Raw genomic sequence first — 14945 nt, 5'->3', positions numbered from 1 at the left:
TTTCATGATCGTAACATTCACAGGCATTGATGCCTTCTGGTGAATTTATTTAGGCTGAAGGTCCTCGATTTCGCTCTCGCGGCGGGAGACGGCCCTGGACACCGGCGCACCTCACCCGACCACCCTGTTCGGCCGGGCACCCCTGCTGGCCGCCATCGAAGCACGCCTGGCCTCCGGCGGCGGCGTGGCCCTGCACGGACCGGAGGGCATCGGCAAGACTGCGCTGCTCGACGCGGTCGCGGCCACGGCGGTCGCGCGGGACGAGCTGGTCGTCCGGTTACGGCCCGCGTCAGCCGAGCGACTTCTTCCGTACGCGGGAATCGCCGACCTGGTGGCGCAGCTGCCCGGAGCCGCCGTCGCCGCCCTGCCCCCCGCCCACCGCGCGGCCCTTGCCATGCTGCGGCAGGGTGCTGCTCCCCGGTCCGGCGCCCCGGCGCTGGCCCGGCGGCTGGTCCTGCCGAACCTGCTCGCGCACTGCGCCCGAAGCCGACCGGTGCTGCTCATCCTCGACGACGTGCAGTGGCTCGACACCGAGTCCGCTGACCTGGTGGGCTTCGCCATGCGCCGCCGCCCCGGGCCACGGGTCCGGGTTGTCGCCGCGCAGCGCTTCCCGGACGACGCCGGCCGACACGAGGCGGGCCGCCACCGCGCCGCACGACTGTGCCCGGCCCCGGTGGCGGACCTGTTGGTGCCGCCGCTCAGCGCGGATGACCTCACCGCGCTGCTCGAAGCACGTGGCCTACCCTGCCGGACGGCGGCTCGGCTGCACGAGGCCAGCGGCGGCAATCCGTTCCTGGCGGTGGCCCTGGGCGCTGTGGCGCCCGGCCCGCCCTGGCGGCCAGCGCCGCTGCCGGAAGCGGCCCGAGAGCTGCTGCGTCGCCGCCTGGCCGCACTCCCGCCGCAGGTCACCGGCACCCTGCTGGTGGCCGCGCTGGCTATCGAACCCACCCTGTCCGTGCTGGTCCGCGCGGGCCACGAGGACGCCGATCGGGACCTGCGAGCCGCCGAGACGGCCGGAGCGGTACGCACCGACGGCGAAACGATCCGGTTCACGCCGCCCGCACTCGCCGACGTGCTCGCCGAGGACGCCGGGGCCGCCCGCCGCGCCGGAGTGCACGATGCGCTCGCCAACACGGCGTTGGACGAGACGATGGCCGCCCGGCATCGGGCCCTGCGCAGCGGCCGACCCGACGCCGACGTGGCCCACGACCTGCTCGACGCCGCCGGGCGGGCCCTGCGTCGCAACGCCGGACGGACCGCAGCCGAGCTGTACCTCCTCGCCGCCGACCGCTGCCCGCGCAGCCTGGCCGACCAGCGTTTCGACTGGCTCGTCGCCGCCGCACGAACCGCTGCGGCGAGCGGCGCATCCGCGGTCGCAGGGCGCGCCGCCGAGACGGTGTTGGCCGCCGCCGACGCCCCCGCCGCACACCGCGTCCAGGCGCGCGTCGTGCTGCTGGACCTGGCCGGGCAGGCGCTCGGGGACATGGGCGAGACGTTTGCCGGCGCATTGAATGAGGCAGGGACCGACGAGGCGCTGCTCGCCCCCGTCAAGCTGCGGCTCGCCTGGGCCGCCATGCTCGGCGGCGACGTGGAAACGGCCGCAAACTGCGCCGCCGAGTCAGCCCGGGCAGCGCACGCCGCCGACGACCCCACCACCGAGGCGATGGCACTCAGCGCCCTCGCTCAGGTGCAGCGCATCCGCGGGCACTACCTGTGGACCAGCACGCTGCGTCGGGCTCTGAAGCTGCCCGCGCCGCAGGTGCCGGGAATGTTGCACATGAGCCCGCGTTACCTGGCGGCCCGGTTCGCCATGATGGACGACCGGCTCGACGAGGCCCGTGCCGAACTGCTCACCCTGCTCGCCGTCGCCGAACACGACCGCACCGGCGAAGCCCTCGTGGAGATCCTGCGCAGCCTGTCCGAAGTGGCAGCCCGGGCCGGTCGCTGCCGGGACGCGCTGCGTTACGCCCACCGCGCCGTCACCGCCGCCCAGCAGGCCTGCCTCAGCCCCGGCCCCACCTGGTACACGGCGGCCATCGCCGAACTCGCCGGCGGCAGTCTCACGGCCGCCGCCGGATACGCCCGCCGCGGCGTCCGCGCCTCGGAACAGGAAGGCGACAGCCTGTATCTTCGCCGCAGCCTGCACGCCCTCGGCCAGGCCCAACTGCGTGCCGGCGACACCCGCGACGGCGTCGCCACCCTGCGCCGGCTCAGCGAGCTGGCCGGCAGTGGCGCCGACCCGATGATCGTCCGCTGGCAGGGCGACCTCGCCGCCGGCCTGGCCGCGCTCGGTGAACATTCCGAAGCCGCTGCCACCCTGGCTCGCGCTCGGGCCGCCGCGGTCCGGCTGGGCGCCACCCCGAGCCTGCACGGCTACCTCGACCGGGCCAGCGCGCTGGTGTTGTCGGAACAGGGACAGACCGACTCGGCCGTGCTGCTGTCGAGTGCAGCTGCACGGCACTTCGCGGATTTGCACCAGCCGTTGGAACAGGCGCACGCCCTCCTCGTGCAAGGTGGGGCGGAGCGCCGCCGCCGGCGCTACGCCGCTGCCCGGGCGGCCCTGGGTGCGGCGCTCGCCCTGTTCCTCGCCGCCGAGGCGAAACCGTGGACCGAACAGGCGCAACGGGCGCTCGCGCGTACGGAAGGAACCGCCGCGCCCCCCACCGACCTGGGCCTGACCTCCACCGAGGCCCGCATCGCGGGACTGGTCCGCGACGGCGCCAGCAACCGGGAGATCGCCGGCCGGCTGTTCCTCAGCGTCAAGACCGTGGAAGCGACCCTGACCAGGGTGTATCGCAAACTCGGCGTCCGCTCGCGCACCCAGCTCTCCCAGCGGCTCCCGACGACGAGGGTTTTCCCTGATTCGGTGACATCCGTCGATGCATAGCGTCTGCTCCACCAGCCTGGTGACTCCCGACCCCGGGACACCGCGCTTAGCCCTCGCCCTGATCGGGTCGAGAGAAGGAGTGACGAGCGTGGGACGTAGAAAAATCATCTCAGCCTCGGCGGCGCTCGCCGCCGGTGCCGCGCTGACGCTGGCCGCGGCGCCGGTCTCGGCCCAACCCCAGCAGGCGCCCGCACCCCCGTCCGGCCCGGCACTCGCCGCGTCGGCCGCCGACCGGCTCGTCGGCAGCGCCGGTACCGCCTCGCTGCTGCGCCGCTCCGACGGCGACGCCCTGCAGCGGACCGGCGTCGTGCAGGGCACGCGCGGACTGCAATACGTGACCTACGCCCGGAGCTTCCGAGGCCTGCCCGTGGTCGGCGGCGACGTGGTGGTCACCACGGACGCGGCGGGCACGGTCAAGGACACCGCCGTCGCGCAGACTGCCCAGATCGCGGTCGGCACCACGGCCGGCATCACCGCGGCCCAAGCCGCGGCCACCGCCAAGAAGGAACTAGCCACGGTGGACAGCGCGGCCGCACCGCAGCTCAAGGTGCTCGCCTGGGGCACCCCGAAGCTGGTGTACGAGGCCGTCGTCGAAGGCCGCGCCGCGGACCGGACGCCCAGCAACCTGCACGTCTTCGTCGACGCGCAGACCGGCAAGGTCGTCGACAAGGTCGACTACGTCCGCGAGGGCACCGGCAACGGCTACTACTACGGCAACGTCACCATCAACACGTCCGGCTCCGGCACCTCCTGGTCGATGACCGACACCACCCGCCCCGGCCTGCGCTGCGGCGGACAGAACGGCTCGGCGTACACCGGCACCGACGACGCCTGGGGCACCGGCCAGGGCACCAACCTCGAGACCGCCTGCGTCGACGCGATGTGGGGCGCCCAGCGCCAGGTCGACATGCTCAGCAGCTGGTTCAACCGCAACGGCATCAACGGCAACGGCAACAACCCGCCGATTCGGGTCGGCCTCAACGACGTCAACGCCTACTGGAACGGCACCTTCACCAACTTCGGCCACAACCAGGCCAACGACCGCCAGGCCACGCCGATCGACGTGGTGGCGCACGAAATGGGCCACGCCATCTTCCAGTACACGCCGGGCGGCGCCGGCAGCGGCAACGAGAACGGCGGCATCAACGAAGCCACCGGCGACATCTTCGGCGCGCTGACCGAGGCGTACGCCAACAGCCCGCTCGACCCGCCGGACTACCAGGTCGGCGAGGAAGTGGACCTGGTCGGCGACGGCCCGATCCGCTACATGTACAACCCGTCCCTGGCCGGCGACCCCAACTGCTGGTCCACCTCGATCCCGTCGACCGAGGTGCACGCCGCCGCGGGCCCGCTGAACCACTGGTTCTACCTGACCGCCGAGGGCTCCGCCCCGACCAACGGCCAGCCCGCCAGCCCGACCTGCAACTCGTCGTCGGTCGCCGGCATCACCATCCGCAAGGCCGGCGAGATCTACTACAACGCGATGCAGTCCAAGACCTCCACCTGGCGGTACGCGAACATCCGTACGGCAACCTTGCAGGCCGCGCGGAACCTCTACCCGAACAGCTGCACCGAGTTCAACACGGTGAAGGCCGCCTGGAACGCGATCAGCGTCCCCGCCCAGACCGGTGAAGCCACCTGCGACACCAACCCGGGCAACGACTTCTCGATCTCGGCCTCGCCGACCTCGGGCAGCGTCACCGCGGGCGCCTCGGCCACCACCACGGTCGCCACCGCCACCACCTCCGGCTCGGCGCAGACCGTCGCCCTCAGCGCCTCGGGCCTGCCCAGCGGCGCCACCGCGACGTTCAACCCGACCTCGGTGACCTCGGGCGCCTCGTCCACCCTCACCATCGCCACCAGCGCCTCGACCCCGTCGGGCAGCTACCCGATCACGATCACCGGCACCGGCACGGCTGCCCGTACGGCCACCTACACGCTGACCGTCACCGGCGGACCCGGCGGCAGCTGCACCGGCACCAACGGCACCGACGTCACCATCCCGGACGCCGGCGCGGCAGTCACCAGCACCATCACGATCAGCGGCTGTGGCCGCAACGGCACGGCCAGCTCCACGGTGGCGGTCAACATCGTCCACTCGTACCGCGGTGACCTGGTCGTCGACCTGATCGCCCCGGACGGCACGGCGTACCGGCTGAAGAACAGCAGTCTCGGTGACAGCGCCGACAACGTCAACGCCACCTACACGACGAACCTGTCCAGCGAGGCCGGCAACGGCGCCTGGAAGCTGCAGGTCCGCGACGTCTACCGCGCGGACACCGGCTACATCAACACCTGGACCCTGACCCTCTAGACCCCCAGCGACACGGGTGACCCGGGCCTTCAGATCCCTGAAGCCCGGGTCACTGCTGGACACCGTCCGCCTGTACACCTGGGGGCACTGGACCGCGGCCGAACTGAGCTGCGGCCACGCGTCGAGGTCACGGACCCGGCGGCGATCCGCCGGGCGCTGCCGCGGCTCAGCGCTCGGCGTTAGCGCGGCAGCGGGGGCAGGACCGGGCTGTCCAGCCAGGCGGCGAACAGGTCGTCGAGCGGCTCACGGGCGAACCGCTGGGCATGGTCGCGGAACTGGTCGGTGGTCACGGTCGCGTGCTGGTGCTCGGCCACCCAGGCGCGCAGCAGCGTGAAGAACGCCTCGTCGCCGACCTGCTTGCGCAAGGCGTGGACGGTGAGGGCGCCGCGTTTGTAGACGAGCGGGTCGAACATGCGGTCGACGCCGGGATTAGCCAGGACGACCTCGGTCGGGCGAGCGGCCACGCGGGCATACCAGTGCGCGGCCAGGGCGTCGGTGGGCAGGTCGCCGCACACGCCGGACCACAACCATTCCGCGTACGTGGCGAAGCCCTCGTTGAGCCAGATGTGCCGCCAGTCCGCGACGGTGAGGCTGTTGCCGAACCACTGGTGGGCCAGTTCGTGCACGGCGAGGCGTTCGTGGGTGCGCCGCCCGTCGAGGTGGTTCCTGCCGAACACGGCCATGCCTTGCGCTTCGATCGGGTCGTCCAGGTCGTCGTCGGCGACCACCACGACATATTCGTGAAACGGGTACGGGCCGAAGAGCCGCTGCAACGCCTCCATGATCTCGCCGTGCCGGCCGAAGTCGTGGGCGAACGTGGTGCGGAGCAGGGGCGGGATCGCGGCGCGCTGGACCACCCCGCCGACGGCGAGGTCGATCAGTTCGTAGCGGCCGATCTGCACGCTCATCAGGTACGGCGAGGTGGGTTCGCGACGCTCGTACACCCAGGTGGTGCTGCCGGCGCCGCGCCGGCGGGTGACCGGGTCGCCGGTGACCAGCACGGTGTACGGCGTCGCCGTCGTGATCGTCACCCGGAAGGTGGCCTTGGCGCCCGGCTGGTCGTCGCAGGGGAACCAGGACGGGGCGCCGTTCGGTTGGCTGGCGACCAGTGCACCATCGGTGAGCTCGTCCCAGCCGATGTCGCCCCAGCGGCCGGCGATCGGCACCGGGTTGCCGCCGTACCGGATGTCCACCCGGAAGGTGTCTCCGGCGGCGATCGGTCGTTGCGGCGTGATGTGCACCTTGTTCGGCCGGTGGGCGTGTTTCGCCGGCCGGCCGTCCACCCGGACGTCCTGGATCCGGAGCCGGCCCAGGTCGAGGGTGAACCGGGACAACGCCTGCCGGGCCACCGCGGTGACGGTGGCCCGGCCGGCGATCCGGTTCGGCACGACCCGATAGTCGAGGTCCAGGTCGTAGTGCACGACGTCGTACCCGCCGTTGCCGTGCTCGGGCAGGTAGGAGTCGGTCGACCGGTCGGCCCCGGGCGTGGCGGCCTTCGGGCTCACGCGGAACGACGGTCCGGCGAGGGCCAGGTCGCGATGGGGTTGCCGAGCCAACGACTGTCGGCGGGCACCGCGTCTCCGCGGGTCACCAACGAGCCGGGTCCGACGGTGGTACGCGCGCCGATGCTGGCGCCGGGCAGCACGATGCCGTGCGGGCCGAGAGCCGCACCCGCGCCGAGGGTCACCTGATCCATGCTCATCACCCGATCATGAAACAGGTGAGTTTGCACTACACAACCGCGATTGACGGTGGCGCCGTCGCCGAGCCGGACCAGGTCGTACTCGGGCAACCAGTACGTTTCCAGCCACACGCCGCGGCCGATTTTCGCGCCGAGGGTGCGCAGCCACAGGTTCACCAGCGGGGTGCCGGCGGCGAACCGGACGAGCCACGGCACCGCCAGGACCTCGACGAACGTGTCGGCCAACTCGTTGCGCCACACGAACGACGTCCAGAGCGCCCGGTCGGCGACCCGGAAGCGGCCGACCAGCAGCCACTTCGCGGCCGTCGCGGTGAGCGCGGCGACCATCGTCGCGGCCAGCACGACCGGGCCGGCCGCCAGTGCGGCGACCCATCCGCCGGCCAGCTGCCACATGTACGCGAGGGTGCCCAGCACCCCGACGGCGAGCGCAGCGGCGCACATGACCGGAACGATCCGGCACAACTCGATCGCGGCGCGGGCCAGCTTCAGCCGCAGCGGCGGGTCGAAGGTGCGGGTGGTGTCGGCGGCTTCGACCGTCCGGCGCAGTGGCATGGGCGGGGCGCCGAGCCACGACGAGCCCTTCTTCGCCTTGTGCGGCGCCGAGGACAGCACGCCGACCAGGCCACGCTTGGGCACCGACCGGCCGGGGGCCGCCATGCCGGAGTTGCCGAGGAACGCCTGCTTGCCGATCCGAGCCGGGGCGACGCGCAGCCAGCCGTGGCTCAGCTCGTACGTGGCGACCATGGTGTCGTCGGCCAGGAACGCGCCGTCGGCGACCGTGGTCATCTTGGGGAGCGCGAGGACCGTGGAGGCCTCCACGCCGCGGCCGACCTTCGCGCCCAGCAGCCGCAGCCACACCGGGGTGAACAGGCTGGCATAGAGCGGGAACAGCCCGACCCGGGCCATCCCCATCAGCCGCTCGGTGGTCCACACCTGCCACGCCACCCGCCCCTGCACGGGGTGGAACCCGGCGCGGATGCCGAGGCTGAGTAGCCGGACGGCGACCAGCACCAGCAGGGCGTAGCCGAGGAAGAAGCCGACGGTTCCGGCCGCGACGGCGCCCAGCAACGGGCCCGCGGCCGGCCGGTAGGCGACCGTCCAGCCCAGCAGGGCCAGCGCGGGTAGGGCGGCGAGCACCGGGACAAGGCTCAGCGACTGCGCGGTCAGGCCGTACGCGGCGACCCAGAAGCGGGACCGCATCGGGGACCGTTCGGGCCGCTGGGCGGGCCACTCACCCGGGTCCTTGCCGGCCGGAGCCGCGGGTGAGCCAGCCCAGCGCTGGGTCGCCGGGACCGTCCCGGCCACGGTCGACCCGGCGGCGATCTGCGCGTTCTTGCCGATCCGTGTGCCGGGCATGAGGGTGCTGCGTGCGCCGACCCGGGCGCCGGCGCCGATGCGCACCTTGCCGATCCGGACAACGTCACCGTCGACCCAGTGCCCGGCGAGGTCCACCTCGGGCTCGACGGCTGCGCCACGGCCCAGCTTGAGCAGGCCGGTGACCGGCGGCGCGGAGTGCAGGTCGACGTCCGGGCCGATCTGGGCACCCAGCGCGCGGGCATAGGTGAGCAGCCATGATGCCCCGGCGACGCTGGTGGCTCCGGTCAGCTCGGCGAGCCGTTCGGCAGCCCACAGCCGCAGGTGCACGCTGCCGCCGCGGGGATAGTCACCCGGCCCGACGCCGCGCAGCAGCAGCCGCGCTCCCCCGGCCGAAAGAGCGATCCGGCCGAGCGGGCTGTCGAGCAGCACCCAGCCGAGCGCCACCCACCACCAGGAGACGACCGGCACCCATGACACGGGAGTGAGAAAGGCGAGGATGTTGCTCAGCGCGGCCAGCAGGGTCAGCCAGCGCAGACCGACCAGCGCGAGCAGGGGCAGCATCAGCACGGCCTGGATCAGCCCGGCTCGGCGCGGCGTCGGCCGCACCTCGCGGCGGACCGCCGTCGTCGTGCCGAGCCCGTCCAACACCACTGCGAGCTGGGACAGCTTCGGGCTCTGGTAGATGTCGGCGACCGACACCTGCGGGTGCCGCTCACGGATCCAGGCCACCAGCTGCGCTGCCGTCAGGCTGCCGCCGCCGTGGTGGAAGAAGTCGGCGTCCGCCTCGCTGGGCCGCACGCCCAGAATTTCCTGCCATCCCTCGGCAAGCCAGGACTCGGTCGCGGTCAGTGCGTCCGCCGCTTCCACGGCAGCGGTCAGCGGCCAGGGCAGGGCAGCCCGGTCCACCTTGCCGGACGTACGGGTCGGCAGCGACTCGACGACGGCCAGCAACGGCACCAGCGCCGCCGGCAACTGTTCGCGGATGCGCAGCGCGGCTTTGTCGATGTCGAAGGTGGCGCTGTCGTGGGGCACCACGTAGCCCACGAGCAACTGATTGCCCGCGGCGGTGCGCTGCACAGCGGCGGCCGCGCCGGCGACCCCGGACAGCGCCTGCAACGCGGCGTCGACCTCGCCCAGCTCGATCCGGCGCCCGCCCAGTTTGACCTGCTCGTCGCCGCGACCGACGAACAGCAGCCCCTCGGGCTCCGCGCGGACGATGTCGCCGCTGCGATATGCCCGCTGCCAGCCGAGCGACGGCAGCGCCGCAAACTTCTCGGCGTCCTTGGCCGCGTCGAGGTAGCGCGCGAGTCCTACCCCGCCGATGACCAGTTCGCCGGTCTCCCCCATCGCGACGGGCTCGCCCGCCGGGTCGACCACAGCGAGATCCCAGCCGACCAGCGGCAGGCCGATCCGCACTGGACCGGTGCCGGTCATCCGGGCGCCGCACGCCACGACGGTCGCCTCGGTCGGGCCATAGGTGTTCCACACCTCGCGGCCGGCCACACACAGCCGCTCGGCGAGCTCGGGCGGGCAGGCTTCGCCGCCGAAGATCAGCAGTCGCACCTCGGCCAGCGCCTCGACCGGCCACAGTGCCGCCAGAGTGGGCACTGTGGACACGATGGAGATGCGCTGCTCGGCCAGCCAGGCACCGAGGTCGACGCCGCTGCGGACCAGCGACCGCTCGGCGGGAACCAGGCAGGCACCGTAGCGCCAGGCCAGCCACATCTCCTCGCAGGACGCGTCGAAGGCCACCGACAACCCGGCGAGGACCCGATCCTGTGGACCGATCGGTGCGCCCGCGTCGGTCTCGCCGGTCAGGAACAGCCGCGCCTCCGCGTCGACGAAGGCGGCGGCCGCGCCGTGGCTGACCGCGACGCCCTTGGGGGTTCCGGTGGAGCCGGACGTGAAGATGATCCAGGCATCGTCGTCCGGTCCGGGCCGGCCGACCCGTCCCTGCGGGGTCTGGCGCAGCGAAACGGACAGACCGTCACCGAGGACGGCAGCGACGCCGGCCTCGCCGAAAACGAGCTCCGCACGCTCGGCGGGATCATCCGCGTCGACCGGGACATAGGCGGCACCGGCGGCGAGCACGCCGAGAACCGCCAGATACAGCTCGGCCGTACCCGAAGAAATGCGGATGCCCACCCGGTCGCCGGCGCCGATGCCGTGGCCGGCGAGGGTGACCCGAACGGCCTCGACGGCGTCGGCCAGCTCGCGGTAGGTAAGTGGGGTGGCGCCCGCGTCGAGGGCGTGGGCGGTGGGGTGTGCGCGCACCGTCTCGTCGAGGATGTCGACGAGCGTGCGGCGGACCGGTGGCGAATCGGTGCGGAACACCGCCGGGGCGACCGGCGCGAAAACCAAGGGGGGCAGGCCGACCAGTGGTGTTTCAGTCGTCGTCACGGTCACCGGGCGTGCACCATCTTCACCTCACGGGTAGGCGGATGCCTAGACGTGCGGGAGCGGACAGACTCCGGCCTAGGCGACCCTCCACGCTACGTCCGCTTAGCGGTCAGTGACGGTTATCAGACAGATTCGTGACAGTAACCACAGCCGCCGGAATCGTGAAATAGACCGAGGCGCCCGGTTCCACGTCCAAGTCGAGCCAGATCCGGCCGCCGTGGTACTCGACGATCTTCTTCACGATGGCGAGGCCGATGCCCGTGCCCTCGTACGCATCCCGCGGGTGCAACCGTTGGAAGATCACGAACACCTTGTCGGCGAACTCGCGCTCGATGCCGATCCCGTTGTCCCGAACGTTGATCTTCCAGTGGTCACCGTCGCGTTCCGCGGTCACCCGGATCGCCGGTGCCACGTCCGGGCGGCGGAACTTCAGCGAATTGCCGATCAAGTTGACGAACAGCGTGGTGAGCAGCGGCTCCTCCCCTGCCACCGTCGGCAGATCGCCCCAGCTGATCTCCGCGTCGTCGCCCGCCCGACTGGCAAGCTGCGACCGCACCTCGGGCAGCACCCGGTCGAGGTCGACGTCGGTGAAGCCGGAGGTGATCCGACCGATCCGGGAAAAGGCCAACAGGTCGTTGATCAGCTGCTGCATCCGCTGTGCGCCGTCGACCGCGAAACCGATGTACACCTCGGCCCGCTCGTCGAGCTTTCCGGCGTACCGGCGCTGCAGCAACTGGCAGAAGCTGGCTACCTTGCGCAGCGGCTCCTGCAGGTCGTGCGACGCCACGTACGCGAACTGTTCCAGGTCGCGATTGGAGCGGGTCAGTTCCGCGGCCTTCGCTTCCAACTGCTCGTTGACCGACTCGACCTGCGCCCGCGCGTCCCTGACCTCGGTGAGCTCCCGGGCGATCTGCCGACGCATGCCGTCCACATCGGCGGCCAGGTGCCGCAACTCCGGCGACCCGGCGCTGGTGATCGGCCGCTCGTAAGCGCCGCCGGCCACCTGGCGCACCTGGTCGGCGAGGTCGGTCACCGGGCGACTGACCAGCCGGTCGAGCGACAGCAGCATCAGCGCGCCGACGACGATGACGATGACCGCCACGGCGATCTCCAGGGCCACCAGCACCGACCCCGTCCGCCGGGCGGCTGCCACCGCCTCGTTGCGCAGATCGAGAATGCTGCCCTGCAACTGGTTGACCGCTGCCCGCAGCGCGTCGAACTGCGCGGTGCCGGAGATCGCCGGAGTGGGCGCATCCGCCCGGGCCGCCGCAATGATCGGCTCAGCCACGCTGCGCCGCCATTCACCGGAGGCGTCCCGGACCAGCTGCAGGTCCGCACGGACAGCCGCCGTCCCGCTGGCGTCGTTCAGCTTCTCGATCTGGGTCAGCAGGTCCTGCTCAGTCCGCATGCCCTGCTCGTACGGCTGCAGGTTCGCGGCGGCACGGGTGAGCGCATAGCCGCGGACGCCGGTCTCCTGGTCCAGATAGGCGGAGTACAGCTCCTGACCGGCGATCCGCATCGGCCCGGTCTTCTCCAGGATGACGTCGAGATGGTCGTTGCTGCTCATCGCAGTGGAGGCGGCCAGTGCCCCGATGCCGGACAGCAGAATTCCTGCGATCGTGAACAGCACCACCACTCGGCGACGCAGCGTCCACGACCTCAGCCGTACGCGACTCATCGGGCTCCCTCGCGTCCTCCGCTGGCGAAAATCGGACCGAAGTATCCCCCATCGACGCGCGGCGGCCGCGAGCGGACCAGTACCGCCGCTAGCCTGGATCAGTCAGCGCTGATCGACCGACGAGAATGCGTTTTTGACGCTGACGAGATAGGTCACCGGACAGCATTCGCGGATGCTGGTTCACCAGGGAGCGGGCCGCGCACTGCCGGCGGCGGCCGGTATCGGGCTGTGTGCTGCCGCCATCGAGTACGTCGTCACCCGTCACTACCTGCACATCGGCTGGGAGATCACCGCGCCGATCCCGGTGGTGTGGTGGGTGGCGGGCACGATCGCCGGAGTCCTGGGAACGGGGCTGCTGCTGGTGCCCCTCGGCCGGCACACAACCCGGCTCATCGCAATGTCGTGGCCTCGGCTGCTGCTCACCTGGGTCGTGCCGGGGCTGCTGGCACATCTGGGGTGGCTGGCCGGCACGCTCGCGCTGCTGCACCGCTTCAACCCCGAGTTCACCGGTGCGCCCGTCCGCAATCTCGGTGAACTTGCGGGCACCGCGCTGTTGCCGCCGCCGGAGCTGTCCCTGCTGTACGCCTTGGCGCTGTTTCCCATCTGCGCGAAGGCCGCTCGGCGACTTCCGGCAGCGGCACTGGTAGCGACGTTCGTGGTGGTGGCCGCCGTGGCACCGGCGGCGACGTTCGCGGTGTTCCTCACCGTCGGACTGCGGTTCGCTCCGGCAGTCGACAAGCTGCTCGCTACAGCCACCCGGCGGGACCTTCTGCCCCGCGGGGCCGTGGCGGCGGTCGGGATCGCGGTGCTCGGGATCGACCGCATCCCGCCGGCGCTCGGCGCGGTGGTCGCCGGTCTCGCCGCCCTACCGTTCGGCCTCACGGCGGCGGCACTGCTCCCCGGCCGCCGCCTGGCCGCGATCGGCACCGCCGCCGTCCCCGGCTACCTGCTGCTCGTGCCCGCGCTGGGGCTGGCGGACGCGGTGTTGCTGCCCCGACTGTCCCTGCAAGGCACGACCGCACAGCTCGTCGCCGCAACGGTGGAGCCGCTTGTCTTGGCGACAGCAGTGGTGATCGGTGGCCTCGCCCTCCGCGCGATGACACGACGGCGGCCCCTCGTGTTCCTGTCCATGCTGTTGGTGCTGCCGGCAACCGGTTGCGCCCCACTGGCCGAAGTCGACAAGGCGGCGCCGGAGATCACGCTGACGTTCGCCGGCGACGTGCACTTCGAGGGCCGCGCGGACCGACTCCTCGACGCTCCGCTCACCGCGTTCGGGGATGCGGCCAAGGATCTGGCAGCCGGCGACCTGACCTTCGTCAACCTGGAAACGCCCATCACCCGACGCGGTGCCCCCGAGCCGAAGCGCTACCTGTTCCGCGCCCGCGACGCCGCCGTCCCCGCGCTGAAGGCCGCGGGGGTCGACGCGGTGTCGCTCGCCAACAACCACAGCCTCGACTACGGCCGCGAAGGTCTCGCCGACACGCTCGCCGCAGCCCGTCGCGGCGGCCTCGGCACCATCGGCGCCGGCAGCGTCGACGAGGCATACCGCCCGTGGGAGGCCACTGTCCGCGGCAGCAAGATTGCCGTGCTGGCCTTCGACCAGGTGGACGACCTCGCCGACCAGTGGGCCGCCCAACCCGGCAAAGACGGGCTCGCGATGGCCTTCGACCGCGACCGCGCCCTGGCCGCCGTCCGCGCCGCCCGCGCAAACAGCGACCTGGTGGTCGTGCTGCCACACTGGGGCACCGAGGGCTCCCGCTGCCCCGACGCACACCAGTTCGGCTTCGCCGCCGCGCTCATCGAGGCCGGGGCAGACATCATCGTCGGTGCTCACGCCCATGTCCTGCAAGGCGCGGGAAGATCCGGAAACGCCTTCGTCGCGTACGGACTGGGTAACTTCCTCTGGTACAGCTCCGGTCTGCACGTCCCGCACAGCGCCCGGGCCGGAGTGCTCACACTGACCGTGCGCGGCCGTACGGTCGTCGGATCGGACTTCGTGCCAACTGTCGTTTCCGACACGGGCCAGCCGGCCCCCGTCACCGGCTGGCAGGCGGCGATCGCCCGACACCACTTCGCCGACCTGCGCGGCTGCGCCAAACTCGACCCGCTCCCGACAGCCGGCTAGCCCACTGCCACGATGAGCGCGTGGCCGAGTCGATCATTCCCATCCTGCACACCACCGACGCCGAAGCGGCAGCCGCCTGGTACGCCCGGCTGCACTTCGTCAAGCAGTGGGAACACCGCTTCGAGCCCGGTTTCCCGCTGTTCCTGTGCATCGCACGCGGCGACCTGCAGATCTTCCTGTCCGAGCACCAGGGCGACGCCCGGCCGGACACGTTGGTGTACCTCCGAGTCGACAACCTCGACGCGGTTGCCGCCGAGTTCGGTGTGGTCGTCGAGCAGCAGCCGTGGGGTCCCGAGATTCAGCTCACCGACCCGGCCGGCAACCGGCTCCGGTTGAGCAGCACGTCAGCCTAGAAACCCGGGCGCAGTTGGCGGCCGAGTGCGAGCTGCTTGTCACCAGCGGGACGCTGCCCGCCGACCTGGTCGCTCACCACCGTGCGGTCGCGGAGGCCGCCTTTCGACCGTTCGTGCCGGTGTTCACCCACGGCGACTTCCCACTCGCCCACGTTTCACTGCCGGCGAT

At 71.8% G+C, this 14945-nt stretch carries 8 protein-coding genes; 4 read left to right on the top strand and 4 right to left on the bottom strand.

The window, feature by feature from the left end; genetic code table 11:
* Positions 1 to 67: 67 nt before the first annotated feature.
* A complete protein-coding gene (locus ACIA1L_RS26270; protein WP_396075678.1) occupies positions 68 to 2887 on the top strand; it encodes an AAA family ATPase in 2820 nt (939 codons plus the stop codon).
* An 88-nt stretch (positions 2888 to 2975) separates the two neighbouring features.
* Positions 2976 to 5201 (top strand): M4 family metallopeptidase, encoded by a 2226-nt coding sequence (locus ACIA1L_RS26265; protein WP_396075583.1) that lies wholly within the window; start codon positions 2976 to 2978, stop codon positions 5199 to 5201.
* A 179-nt stretch (positions 5202 to 5380) separates the two neighbouring features.
* Here the strand turns inward: ACIA1L_RS26265 and ACIA1L_RS26260 are convergent, their stop codons facing one another.
* From ACIA1L_RS26260 to ACIA1L_RS26250, 3 genes are all read right to left on the bottom strand, one after another.
* On the bottom strand, positions 5381 to 6706 hold the full coding sequence (locus ACIA1L_RS26260; protein ID WP_396075582.1) for a M1 family metallopeptidase: 1326 nt from the start codon (positions 6704 to 6706) through the stop codon (positions 5381 to 5383).
* A complete protein-coding gene (locus ACIA1L_RS26255) occupies positions 6703 to 10620 on the bottom strand; it encodes a Pls/PosA family non-ribosomal peptide synthetase (RefSeq protein WP_396075677.1) in 3918 nt (1305 codons plus the stop codon). The genes ACIA1L_RS26260 and ACIA1L_RS26255 overlap by 4 nt, the downstream gene beginning before the upstream one ends.
* Before the next feature lie 109 nt (positions 10621 to 10729).
* Positions 10730 to 12298, bottom strand: a complete 1569-nt coding sequence (locus tag ACIA1L_RS26250) for an ATP-binding protein (RefSeq protein WP_396075581.1) — start codon at positions 12296 to 12298, stop codon at positions 10730 to 10732.
* A 172-nt stretch (positions 12299 to 12470) separates the two neighbouring features.
* On the opposite strand from ACIA1L_RS26250, the gene ACIA1L_RS26245 reads away from it, so the two are divergent.
* Positions 12471 to 14423 (top strand): CapA family protein, encoded by a 1953-nt coding sequence (locus ACIA1L_RS26245; RefSeq protein ID WP_396075579.1) that lies wholly within the window; start codon positions 12471 to 12473, stop codon positions 14421 to 14423.
* A gap of 20 nt (positions 14424 to 14443) precedes the next feature.
* Positions 14444 to 14776 carry a glyoxalase superfamily protein gene (locus tag ACIA1L_RS26240; RefSeq protein ID WP_396075578.1) on the top strand — a complete coding sequence of 111 codons (333 nt, stop codon included), beginning with the start codon at positions 14444 to 14446 and terminating at the stop codon, positions 14774 to 14776.
* On the opposite strand, the gene ACIA1L_RS26235 is transcribed toward ACIA1L_RS26240, so the two are convergent.
* Complete coding sequence (locus tag ACIA1L_RS26235; protein ID WP_396075577.1) at positions 14773 to 14928, bottom strand: hypothetical protein; 156 nt, start codon at positions 14926 to 14928, stop codon at positions 14773 to 14775. The two genes, ACIA1L_RS26240 and ACIA1L_RS26235, sit on opposite strands and share 4 nt — an antisense overlap.
* Positions 14929 to 14945 lie beyond the last annotated feature (17 nt).

This window comes from Actinoplanes sp. NPDC051859 (genome assembly GCF_044452725.1).
Lineage (GTDB): Bacteria > Actinomycetota > Actinomycetes > Mycobacteriales > Micromonosporaceae > Actinoplanes.
This window is presented reverse-complemented; position numbering and strand designations above follow the sequence as displayed.

Coding starts and splice junctions, on each gene's coding strand:
- ACIA1L_RS26250 (WP_396075581.1), bottom strand. CDS start 12,298: ATGAGTCGCGTACGGCTGAGGTCGTGGACGCTGCGTCGCCGAGTGGTG.
- ACIA1L_RS26245 (WP_396075579.1), top strand. CDS start 12,471: ATGCTGGTTCACCAGGGAGCGGGCCGCGCACTGCCGGCGGCGGCCGGT.